This is a genomic window from Microbacterium sp. Leaf179 (assembly GCF_001423785.1).
Lineage (GTDB): Bacteria > Actinomycetota > Actinomycetes > Actinomycetales > Microbacteriaceae > Microbacterium.
In genome coordinates, this window is sequence record NZ_LMPH01000002.1 from 351,869 (window position 1) to 368,735 (window position 16,867).

A 16,867-nucleotide genomic window follows, 5' to 3' on the forward strand; every position below is an offset into this window, starting at 1 on the left:
GAGCACGATCGAGTCTCCTCGACCGAAGGGACTCCGCATGAACCATGCTCCCCCGCCCACCCGCCGTCGCCTCCCGGCCTTCCTGGCCGTCCTGGCCGTGCTGCTCAGCAGCCTGACCATCGCTCCGGTCGCCCACGCGGCCGATCAGGGCACCGGCTTCGGCACCTGGGCTCCCCTCTCGCGCACCGGTTGGCACGGCTCCATGCGAGTGGGCGACGTGCACACCTATTGCATCCACCCGGGTCTGCCCGTCGCCACCGGGCCCACGACGGACCACGGCGTCACCTCCGACGTGAACGGCCTCAGCCCGCAGCAACTCGTCTCGATCAACCACCTCGTCAGCACGTACGGCCAGACCGACGACGCCGTGCAGGCGGCCAGTGTGGGCTGGGCCGTGAAGGCGATCGTCGACCGCGACACGACGCTCCACTCGTGGGGGTACTCGGGCGATCAGCTGCCGGAGGCCATCGACTTCATCATGCGTCGCGCGAGCCCCGAGAACAGCGCTGCGATCCAGGAACGCACCCTGCAGTACCTCGCCGAAGCGGAGGCGATCCGGGTGCCCCGCACCGGCGGCTCGCTGACGCTCTCGGCGGCGCAGGACGACCCCACGCGCGGCACACTCTCCGTCGACGTCGACCCGGATGCCACGGGCACGCTGCATCTGCAGAACGCGGTGTTCGCCGACACGGGGTCCGCCGATCGACACGACGTGCGCGGGGGTGCGACCTACGCGATCATCGCCCCCGCCTCGGCCTCGGACGACGGGCGGCCCTACACGGTGCGCGCGACGGGCTCCTTCTCGGTGCGCGCCGCCGCCATCCGGTACTACTCGACACCCGATCAGCAGGAGTCCGCCGGCCCCGCCGGCGCCCAGACGTTCGAACTCTCGACCCAGGATGCCGCGCCCCGGCCCGTGCAGTTCTCGCCGCGCGTGCAGACGATCGCCCGTCTCGAGGGGCGCCGCTTCGTCGACGACGTCACCGTGTCGACACAGGACGGCGTGTGGCCGCGCCGGGCGGACGGGTCGTTCGTCATCCTCTCGGCCACCGCCGACGTCTACCGGACGGGCGCATTCCCCGCCGAGGCCGACGAGGTCCCGGCGTCTCTCAAGCCCGTGGCCCAGCTCACGCTGCGCACCGATCCGCTCGAGGGGGCGGGAACGTACACCGTGCAGACCGAGGCGGATCTGCCGGGCGCCGGTGTGTACACGGCCGTCTGGCGCATCGAGCGCTCCGCGCAAGATGCGGATGTCGTGCCGCACCTGCCGCCGTCCTTCCTGTGGGTGGAGCGGTTCGCCTCGCCCACGCAGACCGAGCAGCTCGTTCCGACGCCCCCGACAGACCCGACACCCGCGTTGACACCCGCGGCCACGGTGGTTCCCGTGCCGGCTGCCCTCCCGACGGCGCCACCCGCAGCGCTGCCCGCGGTACCCGTGCTGGCGGCCACGGGGGTCACGACGGCCTCGCTCGGCGCCACTGGCGGCCTCGCGGCGGTGCTGCTCGGTGCGGGGCTGGTCGCGGCCCACACGGCCCGGCGACGTCGCACTCCGCGGTCCTGAGCCGGAGGGAGGCCGCTGCGTCACGCGCGGCCTCCCTGCGCGGGCGCCGCGCGGACGAAACCCACGTGGACGAACCAGGACACCGGAACACGCCCTCCCGAACGCGCTCGAATCCCGCAATGGTTCGAAGCATGCCGCCCGACGGGGTAGACTTTCCTAGTTGCAACGGGGTGTGGCGCAGCTTGGTAGCGCGCGTCGTTCGGGACGACGAGGCCGCAGGTTCAAATCCTGTCACCCCGACCAATTCAAGAATGTTCCAACCTTTGGACGAAGAAGCAGTTTCAAAGGTGCTAGCGAGGAAGCCTTCCGTAGATATGCGGGAGGCTTCCTCGCTTTTTGCTGGGGTGACGTGATTCCCGCAGCGGCCGTTCAATTCTTGGACGGCCGCGTTGATCACCGTGCGCTCTGCAGCAAGGACGACCTCGCCGAGCTCGTCGCGATGGACAGTAAATTTATTGAAGAGTCCCGCGAGGACATCTGAGCGTGAGGAACGAATTGGTTACAGGTCAACCTGTCACCGATTCGTTCCTCACGCCCCACCCGAACGGCCGCTGCGGAAGGGATCGCCGGGTGGTTAGGAGGGCCGTTTGCGGCGCACCCGCCGAGAGAGTACGAGACCGAGGCTGAGCAGCAGAAGCGCGAGAGGGGCGAGGGTCAGCGGTTCGGAACCGGTCGCGGGGAGTTCGGCATTCTTCTCGGATGCCGGTGTCCGCGCGTCGGGGGCGGTTCCCGTTCGTGAGCCGTCGTCTGGCTGCGGGTTCGCGATTGAAGGGTCGGATAGGTCGAACGGCAACACGATCACGTGAATGGTGTCACTGGTCGCGGGGCCGTAATTGGCATCGCCCGAGTAGACGAGCGTGATCTCATGGATACCCGCCGTCAAGGTAGACACCGTCGGTGATGTCGCCGTGAGAGCCCCCGTGAAGGGAAAGGGCTCTGTGAGCGCCTCCGCGCCGAGGAAGAGCTGCATCGTTCCGGTGTGCGCCGGATACAGGGCGGCCGGCCACGTTCCGAGGATCTCCCCGGTGACAGTGATCCCTTGCCCCTGATGAGCGATGATCGGTGACGCGGACGCGGCGAGATCCGTCGCCCAACGCATCGACTGCGACATCGAGGCGGTAGAAGGAAGATGTAGAGCCTCTCCTGAGTAGCGCGCAGAAACATCGAATAGTTGCGCGCCGCCCACTCCCAGGTCGGCGGGAAACGGGAGCTCGATAGGACCGGAGGATGCGGTCCCGTCTGGTTCGACGAAGACGGGAGAAGTAACATCGGCGCCATTGACCGCGAAAGTCACCGTCCCGCCATAGCTACCGACATCGACCGAAGATGTGAGTGCGGCGGTGAACGTGACCAGGTCGCCTTCGACCGGGTCGGCCGCCGACGACGAAAGCGACAGCAAAGTGATCACGCTCGGTCGAACCGATTGCCCGAGGCTTGTGAACGTTGCGCTGTGCTGCCCGCTCGCGTCCGTGTAGTTCGCGAGGATGTGGTGCGGCCCGGGAGCGAGCGGCGGAGCGTTGTCACTCACCGATACGCCGCCCGCATCGACCGGGACCGGACCGCCGAGGGCCACGCCATCGACGCTGAACTGCACGGTTCCCTCGGTAACCGCGGAACCCCCATCACTCGGCGAACTCACGGTCGCCGTGTAGCTCGGAGTCGCGCCGTCGGAGGGTTGGGTTCCCTCGTCGGAAGTGAGTGTCATGGCCGTTGGCCACCCAACGTTATAGACTCGAGCCTCCGCAACACCGATGAGGTGCGCGGGGTCGTCGTCGCGTTCTGCGCGAACCACGTAGCTCGCCACGGGAACACCTTCCTGGGCCCGCAAGAACACCTCGACCTCACCGCTGGCATCCGTGCTCAGAACGACGCTCTCGCCCGGCGCCGAACTTTCCAACGTCGCAGGCACAGGACCGTCGGAGACGACGCTCATACGGATCGGGATATTCGCTACGGGTGCATCGGAGAGCGCGTCGACATAGCGGAACACCACCGGCTGCGCGAAGTTCTGCCCGGGGAAAGCGATCTGCTCGCTCCCGGAGACGACGGTCACGGCGCTCCTGGTCGAGGGGACAGGGACGACGAGCCGCACGTGCCCGTCGCCCTCGCTGCTCTGGTCTCCGTTGGGCCCGAGGTAGGTAGATACAGAGCCGGCAGAGGACGCGACGAAGGAGCGACCGCCGCCGCCGCCTCCCCCGCCGCCCGTGTCGCCGTCGTGCGGTGCGTGGCCCGTGCCGCCACCGTTGAGGCCTCCGCCGCCGCCGCCTCCCCCTCCTCCTGTAGTGCTGTCAGTGCCGTCACCGCCCGCCCGGTCGCCCGCGTCGCCCCCGCCGCCACCGGGCCCGCCGTTGGGGTTGTCCCCGTCCTCGCCGTCCCCGGCATCGAGCCCGCCGCTTCCGCCGCGTCCGCCATCCGCGAAAAAGCCATTGCCTCCGCCGCCTCCGCCGCCTCCCGCGACGATGAGGTCGCTGAGCCCCGACAACTCGGAGGTGCCGCACCGCGTGCTCGACTCCTGAATGGCCGAAGATCCGCCGCCGCCGGCACCATCTTTTACGACGGCGTCCTCCCCGTCGCCGCGAGAACCCCCGTGGCCATCGCCCCATCCACCCTGAGCGCCCCCGTAGCCGCCGACGGCAACACGCAGCAGACGTCGTTCGTTGACGCTCAACACGGCACGGATGCCGCTGGCGGAGCCGCCTGTACCGACGCCCGGGAAGTCTGGCCCGCCTCCGGCGCCCGCACCCCCCTGGACTTCGGCGAAGAGCTGGTCGACTCCGTCGGGCACGCAGAACGTCTGCTCACCCCCCGTGAAGCCGAAGTCAGTGGTGCGCACCTCGTCGGTGGATGTGAGGAAGAGCACGTAACCGTCTCCCGCAACGTCGGCGACGCCTTGGTGACCGCCGTGCACGGTCGCCGCGATGAACGAGGTGCCACCGCCTCCGCCGTTGCCCGCCTGCCCGTTGTTCGGAGCGGTGTCGGTGGGATCGAGTTCCATCGCCTGACCTGCCGAGCCTCCGCATCCTCCGCGAACACCACCCCCGCCTCCGCCGCCCGCGCCGCCCCCGCCGAGTTGGTCGAAGTCGGAACCCGCGCCGCCCGTCGACGACTCGCTGCACTCAGCTCCGCCGGCCGCTGACGGAGCGGGATTGAGCTCGCCCACTCCTCCCGCTGAACCGTTGCCGTCGCCCCCGTTTCCGCCTTGTTGCATGGGGCTGCCGTTGCAGTAGAAGAAGTAGGCCGGGACTGTCTGGTCCGTGTCGGTGGCTGATTCGATGCAGTCGGGGGCGTCGCCGCCTGCGCCTCCCCCTCCGCCCGCGACCATGACAGCTTCGCCATCGTCCAGGACGGCCGTGGCGCCTCCGCCGGCTCCACCGTCGTATCCGAACGAATAGCTCAATACCGAGATGTCCGACCAGCCCGTTCCCCGGGCGCCTCCTTGCGCGTACGCCGAGGCGCCGCCCTGCGAACCGCCGGCGCAGCCGACCTGCACGTCAAACTTCTGCCCAGGAGTTACCGACAGAGACCCGGAAGTCTCCCCTCCTCTGCCGCCATAGCCGCTGGTGGCCGCGTTAGGCGTGGCACCTTCGCCTCCTGCCGCCTCGATGTAGAGACTTGTGACCCCTGCGGGAACGGTGTAGGTCTGCGTCTCGGCACCGTCGCAGGTGAAAACTTCGGCGGTCATGCGGCCATCCGTGAAGGTGCGATGCGTGGGCGTGACCGGCACCGTCGACGTCGCGGATTCTCCGGTGACAGTCTCCGCTGCCACGGGCGTGGGCAGCATCAACACACCACTGATCACAGCGACACAGACCATGAGCAGACGAGGGGGAAACCGATGTGCCATAACAGCCTCTCAACGGTGGCGGCGACCGAACGACTCAGGGACGGGGTGTGCGGCGGCGGCGAGCACCAGTGATCGTCAGGGTGCCGACGATGAGTATCACGAAGCCCGCAAGGCCGAGAGGAAGGGGGTCCACACCGGTCTTGGCAAGCACAGGACGCGACATCGAGCCGGCCGCCACAGCCGGCGAGGGCGATATCGGGGCGGGCACGGCGGTCGGGGGCGCACCGGGGGTTGTGCCGGGGCGGCTGTCCGGCAGCGATGGCGCCGACGAGGTGGGAGCGGGAATGGGCGTAGGGGTGGGAGGGGGCGGCGCGTTGACGGCCTCGGCGACCGCCGCGCCGACCTTCGTGGCGAGGAAGCCCACGCCGGCGCTGTTCGGATGCAGAGCGCCCAGCGCGACGGAGAGGCCCGGGATTCCCGTGGGGGTGCCGGAGCCTGACGTCACGAGAGTGATGCCGCTGATGAACGGATCCGTTGTCGCGCACGCCGAGTGGGTCTCGGTCTGCTCGAGGGTGGAGATATAGGTCGCTCCGGCTCCCTCTGCGGCGGTGCGGATGGCGTCGTCGAGCCGGACCTCGGTCTGATGCAGGTAGCCCGTATCGATGCGGGTGAACGGGAAAGCGTTGACGGGGTACGTGCCGTCAACATTGATCATCGGGGTGAAGCATCCGCCTGCAGGGACGTTCTCGACATTGGGAGCGATCGCCGGATAGCCGACCACGAACACCTTTGCATTCGGCGCCTTCGCAGCAATCACCGCGAAAGTTTGTCGGAGCGCCGGCACGACCGTACCGTCGAGTTTGGCCGCGAGGGTATCGATCTCGAAATGGCTCGATCCCTGCACGTAGAGCGATCGACAATTCTGGAAATCGGGGAGAAAGAGCGGACCATCCGCCGCCTGCGCGAGACAACTTGCGGCGACATCAGCGAACCCGAGATCGTTACCACCGATCGAAACGGTCACGATGTCGGTGTCAGCCGACAAGGAGTCGGCCTGTACGGGCGCGACGCCCTGGCCAGTGATTGTAGTCTGCGGTGCGCTCATGATGTTCGCGGTCACCGCCCCGCTGCACGTACGGTCATCGAGATCGAGACCCAGAGCGCTCGCCACCAGATGAGGGTAGTTCGCTTCCGCCTGAAAACAGCCGGATGCAGGCGACTCACTGAATGGCATCAGTCCGAAACCGGCGGAATACGAGTCGCCCAGGGCGACATAGTGCAGTGGGGCGTCGTGTGACGCCGGGATATCTGAGGGGGTGTCGGTCGAAGCCATTGCTGAAGCGCTGAACGTGAGCGACGTGACGATAGCCGAGATGCTGCCGAGGATGATGGGAGTCTGGCGAAATCGGATCCTCAGCACGGGGTTCACCATACCAGTTCACACTGCGGGCACTCGCCCGTGTAAACGAGTCGGCGACGTCGGCGTAGGGAACGAACGGTGACAAGTTTTGGTTCAGTCCGCGAGGGATCGCGGCTCGGTTAGCGTCGCGTCGAACTCATCGGCGTCAACCTCGCGAGGGCATGGGCGCGATAGACGGTAGTGAGATCGACCCCTCCACGTCGCTCATCCCGCTGCCTACGCCACGGCCAGCTGCCCCTCCGACGCGGACGTGGCCGGTGCCGCCTTCCCCTTCCGCCAGGCGACCACGAGAGTGACCTGCATCGGATCTATGCCATGACCAAAGCCGTGAGTGATGACGAGGCCATCGCGCTTCGCAAGGATGCAACGACGCAGGAGCCAAGCCTGCCTCAGCACGCAGGCCGCGCCTTCGCTCAGCTCGAGACGGTCATGAGCGCAGCGCTTGCGCGCACGCACGACTCTTCTCCTGTCACCGCGCAACCCGGAAGACGAGGCAAGCGCAGAGGAGGAACCATCCGCGTCCGTGCGCAGGCTCGACCCGAGATCGACTATGAACGCCTCGCGAGGGCGCTACTGGAATCTGCGATGTACGAGATCGGTTCTACGCCGTGAGCAAAGACCTGAGTGATGACGAGGCCATTGCGCTGCGCAAGGACGCAACTGCGCAGGAACCAAGCCTGCCTCAGCAAGCAGGTCGCGCCTTCTCTCAGCTCGAAACGGTCATGACCGCAGCGCTCGCGCGGAGGCAGGACCCTCCTGTTGTTGTGAGCCGATCAGGAACGCGAGGTAAGCGCAGAGGAGGAACCATTCGCGTCCGGGCGCTGGCTCGACCCGAGATCGACTACGAACGCATCGCGAGGGCACTTCTGGAACACGCTATGGACGAGATGCAGAAGTCGAAGGATCCGAAGAAGGACTAGCCTCCCGTCGGCGGCCGCAGCTTGACGCCAGCAGCCTTCAGGACGAGTCGTATCGTGTCCTGTTTGAGCGACATCTTTGCGGCGACCTGGGATAGGGACCGCCCTGATTCGTAAAGTGCCGATGCGTCGGTAACCTGCTGGGGCGTCAGGGACTGCCGACGTCGCACGACACTTGCTTCGCGCAGGATGGCGAGGATCGTCGTTTTGGCGACTCCAAACTCCACAGCGAGGGTCGTCGACATCTCCCCCGCCTCGTACCGTTCAATCACTCGGGCACGGTTGGTGGAACTTAGTCGTGCCCAGCGACGCGGCGCAGACGGTGCTTCACCTGGCTGATCCAGGCCACGTTCCGTTTCAAACGCGTCCGCTGCGGGGCGGCCGACCACCGTGGTCGAATTTCGGGAACAGAGGTGTATCAGGTCGACCACTGCATCACAGAAGGCCCTCCGCGAAGCGGGGGGCCTTTCTGGTTCTCTCGAGGCCGTGCGAATGTTCGCGAGAGAGCGGGGGCATTCTCTCCGTACGGCGAACGTCACAGCGACGTGGACGCCGGCAGCTGCGAAGCCCGCATTCTCGGGTCAGCCGGCGAAGCCGAAGCGCGAGGAATGATCCCCGTGCTCTCGCATTCTTCTGCGCCCCTTCGATCAACCGGAATGAACGTGCCCTCCGGGGGACCTTCGAGGACACGACGTCCGCGCGGCGACGGGAACGGCCCACGCGACAAAAAGCACCCCCGGTACCTCCCGAAACGGGGAGGCACCGGGGGTGCTCTTCAGACGCGCTTAGCGGGTTGCGCGGCGCAGACGACGGTAACCGAAGGCACCGAAGCCACCGAGCAGGAGCGCGACAGCACCCCAGGCCAGCGGAGTCGGGTCACCCATACCGGTCACGGCGAGGCCGCCGCCACCGTTGCCGTTGCCGTTACCGGGGTTGCCACCGGGGGCAGGGGTACCGGAGGGCGAGGGCGCCGGGGCGGGAGCCGCGGCGACCGAGAAGCTGACCGAAGCCGAGCTGGAGACGCTGTTGACCGTCTGGGTGGCGACGACCGCGTAGGCGCCTTCACCGAGAGCGTTCTTCAGCACGATCGACCACTTGCCGTCCTTGACGGTGGTCTCGCCGACCTTCGCGTCGTTGATCGTGACCGAGATCGCCGCACCGTTGACACCGGTGCCCGAGACCGAGGTGGGGATCGCCGCACCCGAGTACGAGGCACCGTCCTGGATGCCCGTGATGGTCGGAGCCGACGGGGCGACCGTGAACGACGAGGTGGCCTCGGCCGAGGTCTGACCGTCGCGCGCCTGCGTGGCGGTGACGGAGTAGGTGCCGATGGCGAGGTCGGTGGTGACCGACCAGGTGCCGTCGGCGGCGACCTTGGCGCTGCCCTTCGCGTCACCCGCGAGGGTCACGGTGGCGCCGGCGAGGCCGGTGCCCGAGATCGAGGTGACCTCGTTCTCGACGGTCGAACCGTTGGCCGGGCTCGTGATGACCGGGGCCTCCGCCTTGACCTCGACCGACGCGTCGACCGAAGCCGACTTGTTGAAGCCGTTGACCGCGCGCAGCGAGAAGGAGAAGGTGCCGAGCTTGTCGGGAGCGGTGAAGCTCCAGTTGCCCGAACCGTCGACGGCCACGTCGAAGGTGTCGCCACCCTCGGGGGTGACCTTCAGGGTGGTGCCCGCGGGGGCGGTGCCCGAGATGGCGCCGCCGACGCCGACCGTGCCGCCATCGGCGGGGGTCGTCAGTGCGGGAGCGTCGACCTTCACGGCGACCGAGTAGCCGTCGGTGCGAGCCAGGCCGGCCTGCAAGTCGGCGGCCCAGAGGAAGGTACCGGTCTCGTTACCACCGGAGACCACGCCGACAGCGGTCGTGCCCTGGAAGACGGCTCCACCGGAGTCGCCACCCTGAACGGTGTCGATGTCACCTTCGACGGCGAATCCGTAGACCCAACGCACGTCGTTCTCTTCGGCGACGCGCATCCAGCCCTCGACGCCGGTGACGTTACCGGTGGTGAGACCGGTCGTGCGGCCCGACTTGGAAGCCGGCTGGTTGACCTGCGCCGAGCCGATGGCGCGGACGTCGGTCGTCGACGCCGACAGGTCCTCGGACGAGGCCGTGGTCCAGTCGGTGATCTCGGGGAGGAGGTCGAGGTCGGTGTTGGTCACATCGATGGTGGCGATGTCGACCGACGAGGTGTCGCCCTCGGCGCCCGGGGTGTTGCCCGGTCCGCCGAACTGCGAGAACGCCAGGGTGCCGAGCGGCGCCTTGACGGCGATGTCGGCGTTGTTCTTGTCGCCGCCGCCGGCCGGGTCGCCCGAGGGGAGCGAGAGCAGGCTCTCGGTGAGGGAGCCGTCGGCGTTGCAGTGACCGGCGGTGATGACCGCGGGGTCACCCTGCGGCGTCCAGCCGGTGAAACCGACCGAGCAGAGGGCGACGGAGTTGCCACCGGCGGGGGAAAGGTATCCGGCGCCACCGACGAGGTCGTTGGTCGCGGCAGCCTTGATGGGGTCGATCTTCTTGACGACGACGTTCGACTTCGTGTCGACGAACGACTTGGCCTCACCCTGGAGGTCGGCTTCGTCGGCCGTGGTGTACACCACGACGTTGCCCGAGCCGTCCTTGGCGACGCCCTGCACCTGGTCGCTGCTCGTCATGAGCCGCTGCGCGGTGGCATCGAATTCGGGGCCCGTGGTGGGGGCGGTCGACTGGTCTTCACCGGCGAAGGCCACAGCAGGGGCCAGCAGACCGGACGCGGTGAGCGCGACGGCGGCCGATGCTCCGGCCCACCCCAAACGCTTCATGTTTCGTGTCATCGTCTCATCTCATGTGTTTGATGGAAAAACGCACAACGAGAAGGACGGGGATCGCCATTCGGGTCCCCACCCACCTCTCAGCGTCGCGGCCTACCCTACGACAACCTGATAGTTCTTTATGACTTTTTTTCCGCATTCGTTCGTAAATGAGGAGACTCTCATGTTCCCCCGCATTCTCGCCCTCGCCGCAACTGCATTCGTCGGAATCGGAATGGTGTCCGGCGGCGGGCGGATCAATGGGTCCTCCCCCGCCGAAGAAGAGGGTCGCTGGAACGGGCACGGTTCCGAATTCCTCGAGTTCACCGACGGCGATCTGCGCGGCAGCGACGGCTGCAACGGGGTCGCCGGCTCCTACGTGCGCGACGGCGATGCGCTCGAGTTCCGGCGGGGGATGTCGACGATGAAGGCCTGCCTCGGTGTCGACACCTGGCTGCGGACCGCCGCCCGCGCGCGCGTCGACGGCGACACCATGACGGTGTTCGACCGTGACGGCACGCGCATCGGCACCCTGACCCGCGCGGCGTGAGACGCCGCAGCTCACCGGGTCACCCACCTCGGCCGTCTCCGCGGTCGACGGGGCGAGCACACCCTCGCCCGTAGAATCGACGAGGCAGCGCACTCCGCCGGCCCGCGCCCCGCACGTCCGCGAGGCGACGACCACCGACCTCCTCAGGAGAACCGTGTCCGACGCCTCGCCCCGCCTCGTCGCCTTCGACCTCGACGACACCCTCGCCCCGTCGAAGTCCGCGATCGATCCGCGCATCGGCGACCTGCTCCTGGCGCTCGCCGAGCGCGTCGAGGTCGCGATCATCTCGGGTGGGCAGCTGCAGCAGTTCCGCAGCCAGGTCGTCGAGCGTCTGCCGCAGGCCGACCCGGCCCTTCTGGCACACCTGCACCTCATGCCCACGTGCGGCACCCAGTACTACCGCCTGTCGACCGACGGCATCGAGACCGTCTACGCCCACTCGCTCACCGACGACGAGAAGCAGCGCGCCCTGGCCGCCGTGAAGGAAGAGGCCGAGCGCCTGGGGCTGTGGGAGGCCGAGCCCTGGGGCGACATCCTCGAGGACCGGGGCTCGCAGATCACCTTCTCGGCGCTCGGACAGTCGGCTCCCCTCGACGCGAAGATGGCGTGGGACCCGACGGGCGAGAAGAAGAACGCCCTGCGCGACGCCGTCGCCGCCCGCATCCCCGATCTCGAGGTGCGCTCGGGCGGGTCGACGTCCGTCGACATCACCCACCGCGGCATCGACAAGGCCTACGGCATGAACAAGCTGGCCGAGGCCACCGGCATCCCCCTCGACGACATGCTCTTCGTCGGCGACCGCCTCGACCCCGACGGCAACGACTACCCCGTGCTGGCGATGGGTGTGCAGTGCCAGGCCGTGCACGGGTGGGAGGACACCGCCGCGTTCCTCGAGACGCTCGTGCCCACGCTGCCGGAGCGCACCGGCGCCTGACGTCGCGCCCGGCTCGGTGAGCCGGGCCGAGGCCGCGGCGATGCCCGTGTCAGAGGATCTGACCGATCGGCTCGCGCTTCTCGGCCTGGAACCGGTCCTCGGTCCGGCCGTAGGCCCAATAGCCCGACAGCGAGACCTGATCGCGGGCGAGACCCCACCGGGTGAAGACGATGTCGCGCAGGGCTTTCATCGCCTCGCGCTCCCCGTGGGCGAACACCTGGCCTCGCCCCGGAAGCGGATGCCACGAGCCCACCGCGTCGGTCAGCACCGCTGACGCACCCGCCTGCGCTGCGCCGCGGTACACCCAGTGCACCTCGACGCCGGCCGGGGCGACCAGCTCGACCTGCTCGTCGGCGTTCTGCACCTCGAGGAAGGCCGTGCCCACGGCATCCGGGGCTAGCGCCTCGAGACCGGCGGCGATCGCGGGGATGGCGGACTCGTCTCCGACGAACAGGTGCCAGGCGGCCGCCGGGTCGGGCGCATAGCCTCCCCCGGGTGACGACACCACCAGGCGGTCGCCGGGACGCGCAGACGCCGCCCAGGGGCCCGCGAGGCCCTCGTCACCGTGCACGACGAAGTCGATGGTGAGCTCGTCACCGTCGACCCGACGCACCGTGTAGGTGCGGGTGACCGGAAGATCCTCGGGACTCAGCGTCTCGCGCAGCGCCGCCAGGTCGTACGGCGGCTCCAATCCCAGTTCCGCCTTGGCGAACGTGATCTTGACGTACTTGTCGGTGTGCGGGCTCTCTCGGAACGCGGCGAGGTCGTCGCCCCGTGCCCGCACGCGCACGAGGTGCGGCGTGAGCCGCTCCGTCGCGACGACGTGCAGAACGTGCTGGGGGCGCGGCGGACGCGCGGGACGGTCGGTCATGAGGGGTCCTCTCTCGCGGGCATCGAGGCCCGGTCCACGGTCGCGGCGTCTCGCGCCGCACCGGCGACGGCGGCGTCGCCGCGGTCGTCGGGACTCAGCGCGACCGCCACCTGGGCGTAGTAGTCGGCGATGTGCGCGCGCACGCTCTCGCGCGCCTGCGCGGCCTCGCCCGCCGAGACGGCGGCGACGATGCGGCGATGTTCGCCGCGCAACCGGGCGGCGGTGGCGGGCCAGTCGCTCAGTCGCGCGGCCCCCGCCTGCGTGTACGACTCGATGGAGCTCCGGAGCCCCGCCATCATCGCCGAGACGACCGCGTTGCCGGACACCTCGGCGAGCGCCTGGTGGAAGCGCGCGTCGAGGGCGAGGAACTCGACCGGGTCGAGGTCGGCGGCATCCATGGCATCCAAGATCCCGGTGACCTCGGTGAGGTCGGCGTCGCCCCGGGCGAGGCGCTCGGCGACGTCGCACTCGAGCACCACGCGGGTGCGCACGACGTCGGCCAGTGGGAAGCCGTTGGCGGCCACCTGCAGACGCAGGAACGCCCCCAGTCCCCCACGCGGTGTGGTGACGATCATCGCCCCCGCGTTCGGTCCCGAGCCGGTGGCCGTGCGGACGACGCCCAGCACCTCGAGCACGCGGATGGCCTCGCGCACGCTGGAGCGTCCCACCCCGAGCTGGGCAGCGAGTTCGCGCTCGGGCGTCAACCGATCACCGGCGGCGAGGCGTCCATCGCGCAGGTCGGCCTCGATGCGCTCCAGGACGACCTGCCAGGCGCGCGGTGCGGTGTCCGGCATGGCATCCCCCGTTCGACCGGCCGAGGCGGCGTGGCCGGACCACACCACCTTACGTGTGCCCTCTTCAGGAGGCGTCGGCGCTCGCGTAGCCCGCCGGATTGGTCGTCTGCCAGTTCCAGTAGTCGCGGCAGGCGTCGTCGATCGAGAAGCGCGTGCGCCACCCCAGCACGTCGGCGGCCTTCGTCGGGTCGCAGTACGTCGCGGCGACGTCGCCGGGACGACGATCGAGCATCTTCTTCGGCAGATCGTGGCCGACGGCCTTCTCGAACGACGCGACGAGTTCGAGCACGCTCACGGGGCGACCGGTACCGAGGTTGAACACCTGGTGACCGGGCTGCGCCTGCTCGAGGGCGGCGACGTGCCCCTCGGCCAGGTCGACGACGTGGATGTAGTCGCGCAGGCCCGTGCCGTCGGGGGTGTCGTAGTCGGAGCCGAAGACGCCGATCTCGTCGAGCGTTCCGATCGCGACGCGCGACACGAACGGCATGAGATTGTTCGGGATGCCGGCGGGGTCTTCGCCGATCAGGCCCGACGGGTGCGCCCCCACGGGGTTGAAGTAGCGCAGCACCGTGACGTTGAGCTCGGGGTTCACGCGCGCCACGTCGGTGAGCACGACCTCGTTCATGCGCTTGGACTTGCTGTACGCGTTCGACAGGTCGACGCTCGTGGTGGACTCCTCGGTGAACGGCAGGTCGGCCGGGTCGGAGTACACCGTGCCGGTGCTCGAGAACACGAACGAGCGGATGCCGTGGGCGATACCGGCGCGCAGCAGGGCGAAGGTCGTGTCGAGGTTGTTGGAGTAGTACTCCAACGGCTTCTGCGTGGATTCCCCCACCGCCTTGAACGCCGCCAGGTGGATGATCGCGTCGATCGGGCCGTGCTCGTCGAAGACGGCCGACACGACCGCGTCGTCGGCGGCGTCGCCCACCACGAGCGGCGCCGGCTTACCGGTGATGCGCTCGACGCGCTCAGCGGCGACGGCGTGCGTGCCCGACAGGTCGTCGAGGAGGACGACGTCGTGCCCGGCTTCGAGAAGGGCTACGGCCGTGTGGGTTCCGATATAACCGGCACCGCCGGCCAGGAGTACGCGCATGACCCCAGGCTATCGCCCGGCGCCCGCGGCCCTCGCAGCGGGGCGCCCGTCAGCGACCGTCGAGCCGGCCGCCCGACTCGCGCAGGTAGCACACGGCGCACATCGACTCGTAGGTGACCTCGCCCGCGATCTGGCCCTCGTCGATCGCGACCTGATCGCCGTCGAAGACGAACCGACCGCCGACCAGCCGCGCGTTGAAGATCGCCTTGCGCCCGCACCGGCAGATGGTCTTGAGCTCTTCGAGGCTGTGGGCGATCTCCATGAGCCGCGCAGACCCCGGGAACGCCTCGGTGCGGAAGTCGGTGCGGATGCCGTAGGCGAGCACCGGGATGCCGTCGAGCACCGCGATGCGCAGCAGGTCGTCGACCTGCGCGGGGGTGAAGAACTGCGCCTCGTCGACCAGCAGGCACGCCACCGGGGCGTGCCCCGCCGCGCTCTGGAACACGGCGCGGAGATCGTCGTCGGGAGCGACCAGGAAGTCGACCGGGCGATTCACACCGAGCCGGCTGTCGATCTGGTCGGCACCCTTGGTGTCGATCTCGGGTTTGGCCAGAAGCACGCGCTGGCCGCGCTCCTCGTAGTTGTACGCCGCCTGCAGCAGGGCCGTCGACTTGCCCGAGTTCATCGCCCCGTAGCGGAAGTACAGCTTCGCCACGACGACCTCAGGCGTTGATCTTGAGCGCCTGGGCCGTGGCATCCAGCTCTGTGCGGGCGGCCTCGGGACGCGTGTTGAGCGTCTCGCCGTAGCTGGGGATCAGCGTGCGCAGACGCGGCTCCCACTCGGCCATGCGCTCGGGGAAGCACGTCTTGATGAGTCCCAGCATGATCGACACGGCGGTCGAGGCTCCCGGCGAGGCGCCGAGCAGTCCCGCGATCGAGCGGTCTTCGGCGGTGATGACCTCGGTGCCGAACTGCAGCACGCCGCCCTTGTCCTTGTCGCGCTTCATGACCTGGGCGCGCTGACCGGCGTCGAGGAGCTCCCAGTCCTCGTCCTTCGCGGTGGGCATGAACTCGCGCAGGCTGTCGACCTTCTTCGCGTGCGTTTTCACCAGCTCGCTCACGAGGTACTTGATGAGACCGGGGTTGTCGACGGCCACCTTGAGCATCGGCAGCAGGTTGTGCGGACGCACCTGCGTGACGATGTCGAGCATCGAGCCGTTCTTGAGGAACTTGGGGCTGAAGGTCGCGAACGGGCCGAACAGCAGAGCCGATTCTCCGTCGACGACGCGGGTGTCGAGGTGGGGCACCGACATGGGCGGCGCGCCGACCGACGCCTGCGAGTAGACCTTGGCCTGGTGCTGGGCGACGATGCCGGGGTCGGAGGTCTTCAGCCACTGTCCGCCGATCGGGAAGACGCCGTAGCCCTTGATCTCGGGGATGCCCGAACGCTGCAACAGCTTGAGCGCCCAGCCACCGGCCCCCACGAAGACGAACTTCGCATTGATCGATCCGGGCGTACCGCCGATGACGTGGCGGTACGAGACCTGCCACGACCCGTCCTTCTGCTTCTTGAGCTTCTTGACGTCGTGGTTCGTGGCGACGTCGACGCCCTTCTCGCGCAGGTTCGTGAACAACTGGCGCGTGAGCGAGCCGAAGTCGACGTCGGTTCCGGCGGGGACGCGCGTGGCGGCGAACGGCTCGCCCTTGCGACGCTTCTGCATGAGCAACGGGGCCCACTGGTTGATGACGCGGGAGTCCTCGCTGTACTCGATGCCCGCGAACAGGGGCTGCAGCTTGAGCACCTCGTAGCGCTTGCGCAGGAACGCGACGTCTTTCTCGCCGCGGACGAACGTCATGTGCGGGGTGGCGTTGATGAACGTCGACGGCTCATCGAGCACGCCTTCGGCCACCAGCGAGGCCCACAGCTGGCGGCTCTGCTGGAACTGCTCGTTGATGGCGACGGCCTTGGCCGGATCCATCGAGCCGTCCTTGCCCTCGGGCATGTAGTTCAGCTCGCAGAGCGCCGCGTGTCCGGTGCCCGCGTTGTTCCAGGCGTTGGAGCTCTCCTGCGCGACGTCGCTCAAGCGCTCCAGCACAGCGATCTTCAGATCGGGCTGGAGGTCTTTCAGCAGCGTGCCGAGAGTGGCGGACATGATGCCGCCACCGATGAGGAGAACATCGACGTTTTCAGTCACCCGACGATTCTAGGTGCGCGCC

Annotated in this window: 13 protein-coding genes and 1 tRNA gene; 6 read left to right on the top strand and 8 right to left on the bottom strand. The window is 68.4% G+C overall.

Annotated elements, in window-relative coordinates; all coding sequences use genetic code 11:
* Nucleotides 1-37 precede the first annotated feature (37 nt).
* Together ASF96_RS09185 and ASF96_RS09190 are read left to right on the top strand one after the other, a co-directional pair.
* Nucleotides 38-1,561, top strand: coding sequence for a hypothetical protein (locus ASF96_RS09185; RefSeq protein ID WP_055938346.1), 1,524 nt, complete (start codon nucleotides 38-40; stop codon nucleotides 1,559-1,561).
* A gap of 166 nt (nucleotides 1,562-1,727) precedes the next feature.
* Nucleotides 1,728-1,804 (top strand) — tRNA-Pro (locus tag ASF96_RS09190).
* Nucleotides 1,805-2,135: 331 nt separating this feature from the next.
* Here ASF96_RS09190 and ASF96_RS17540 read toward each other — a convergent pair.
* Nucleotides 2,136-5,342 (bottom strand): Ig-like domain-containing protein, encoded by a 3,207-nt coding sequence (locus tag ASF96_RS17540; RefSeq protein WP_162239416.1) that lies wholly within the window; start codon nucleotides 5,340-5,342, stop codon nucleotides 2,136-2,138.
* A 97-nt stretch (nucleotides 5,343-5,439) separates the two neighbouring features.
* Nucleotides 5,440-6,777 carry an SGNH/GDSL hydrolase family protein gene (locus ASF96_RS09200; RefSeq protein WP_055938352.1) on the bottom strand — a complete coding sequence of 446 codons (1,338 nt, stop codon included), beginning with the start codon at nucleotides 6,775-6,777 and terminating at the stop codon, nucleotides 5,440-5,442.
* Nucleotides 6,778-7,080: 303 nt separating this feature from the next.
* On the opposite strand from ASF96_RS09200, the gene ASF96_RS16915 reads away from it, so the two are divergent.
* Complete coding sequence (locus ASF96_RS16915; protein WP_156458790.1) at nucleotides 7,081-7,377, top strand: hypothetical protein; 297 nt, start codon at nucleotides 7,081-7,083, stop codon at nucleotides 7,375-7,377.
* Nucleotides 7,374-7,685 (top strand): hypothetical protein, encoded by a 312-nt coding sequence (locus ASF96_RS16920; RefSeq protein WP_156458791.1) that lies wholly within the window; start codon nucleotides 7,374-7,376, stop codon nucleotides 7,683-7,685. The genes ASF96_RS16915 and ASF96_RS16920 overlap by 4 nt, the downstream gene beginning before the upstream one ends.
* A gap of 782 nt (nucleotides 7,686-8,467) precedes the next feature.
* Here the strand turns inward: ASF96_RS16920 and ASF96_RS09215 are convergent.
* Nucleotides 8,468-10,492, bottom strand: coding sequence for a S1 family peptidase (locus ASF96_RS09215; protein WP_156458793.1), 2,025 nt, complete (start codon nucleotides 10,490-10,492; stop codon nucleotides 8,468-8,470).
* Between the two features lie 160 nt (nucleotides 10,493-10,652).
* Here ASF96_RS09215 and ASF96_RS09220 point away from each other — a divergent pair, with 160 nt between their 5' ends.
* Together ASF96_RS09220 and ASF96_RS09225 are read left to right on the top strand one after the other, a co-directional pair.
* Nucleotides 10,653-11,018 (top strand): META domain-containing protein, encoded by a 366-nt coding sequence (locus ASF96_RS09220; RefSeq protein WP_055938363.1) that lies wholly within the window; start codon nucleotides 10,653-10,655, stop codon nucleotides 11,016-11,018.
* Between the two features lie 154 nt (nucleotides 11,019-11,172).
* Nucleotides 11,173-11,952 carry an HAD-IIB family hydrolase gene (locus tag ASF96_RS09225; protein ID WP_055938366.1) on the top strand — a complete coding sequence of 260 codons (780 nt, stop codon included), beginning with the start codon at nucleotides 11,173-11,175 and terminating at the stop codon, nucleotides 11,950-11,952.
* A gap of 49 nt (nucleotides 11,953-12,001) precedes the next feature.
* On the opposite strand, the gene ASF96_RS09230 is transcribed toward ASF96_RS09225, so the two are convergent.
* The 5 genes from ASF96_RS09230 to ASF96_RS09250 all read right to left on the bottom strand — a co-directional run bounded on the left by ASF96_RS09230 (nucleotide 12,002) and on the right by ASF96_RS09250 (nucleotide 16,845).
* Nucleotides 12,002-12,823, bottom strand: coding sequence for a siderophore-interacting protein (locus tag ASF96_RS09230; protein WP_055938369.1), 822 nt, complete (start codon nucleotides 12,821-12,823; stop codon nucleotides 12,002-12,004).
* On the bottom strand, nucleotides 12,820-13,617 hold the full coding sequence (locus ASF96_RS09235; protein WP_082509519.1) for a FadR/GntR family transcriptional regulator: 798 nt from the start codon (nucleotides 13,615-13,617) through the stop codon (nucleotides 12,820-12,822). The genes ASF96_RS09230 and ASF96_RS09235 overlap by 4 nt, the downstream gene beginning before the upstream one ends.
* Before the next feature lie 64 nt (nucleotides 13,618-13,681).
* On the bottom strand, nucleotides 13,682-14,710 hold the full coding sequence (gene galE, locus ASF96_RS09240; protein WP_055938372.1) for a UDP-glucose 4-epimerase GalE: 1,029 nt from the start codon (nucleotides 14,708-14,710) through the stop codon (nucleotides 13,682-13,684).
* 49 nt (nucleotides 14,711-14,759) lie between these two features.
* On the bottom strand, nucleotides 14,760-15,365 hold the full coding sequence (locus ASF96_RS09245) for a thymidine kinase (protein ID WP_055838470.1): 606 nt from the start codon (nucleotides 15,363-15,365) through the stop codon (nucleotides 14,760-14,762).
* Nucleotides 15,366-15,372: 7 nt separating this feature from the next.
* Nucleotides 15,373-16,845, bottom strand: a complete 1,473-nt coding sequence (locus ASF96_RS09250; RefSeq protein ID WP_055838473.1) for a malate:quinone oxidoreductase — start codon at nucleotides 16,843-16,845, stop codon at nucleotides 15,373-15,375.
* Nucleotides 16,846-16,867 lie beyond the last annotated feature (22 nt).

Excerpts from the sequence above, each read along its gene's own strand:
- ASF96_RS09185 (WP_055938346.1), top strand. The coding sequence starts at position 38 with ATGAACCATGCTCCCCCGCCCACCCGCCGTCGCCTCCCGGCCTTCCTG.
- ASF96_RS17540 (WP_162239416.1), bottom strand. The coding sequence starts at position 5,342 with ATGCTGCCCACGCCCGTGGCAGCGGAGACTGTCACCGGAGAATCCGCG.
- ASF96_RS09200 (WP_055938352.1), bottom strand. The coding sequence starts at position 6,777 with ATGGTGAACCCCGTGCTGAGGATCCGATTTCGCCAGACTCCCATCATC.
- ASF96_RS16915 (WP_156458790.1), top strand. The coding sequence starts at position 7,081 with ATGACCAAAGCCGTGAGTGATGACGAGGCCATCGCGCTTCGCAAGGAT.
- ASF96_RS09215 (WP_156458793.1), bottom strand. The coding sequence starts at position 10,492 with ATGACACGAAACATGAAGCGTTTGGGGTGGGCCGGAGCATCGGCCGCC.
- ASF96_RS09220 (WP_055938363.1), top strand. The coding sequence starts at position 10,653 with ATGTTCCCCCGCATTCTCGCCCTCGCCGCAACTGCATTCGTCGGAATC.
- ASF96_RS09230 (WP_055938369.1), bottom strand. The coding sequence starts at position 12,823 with ATGACCGACCGTCCCGCGCGTCCGCCGCGCCCCCAGCACGTTCTGCAC.
- ASF96_RS09235 (WP_082509519.1), bottom strand. The coding sequence starts at position 13,617 with ATGCCGGACACCGCACCGCGCGCCTGGCAGGTCGTCCTGGAGCGCATC.
- galE (WP_055938372.1), bottom strand. The coding sequence starts at position 14,710 with ATGCGCGTACTCCTGGCCGGCGGTGCCGGTTATATCGGAACCCACACG.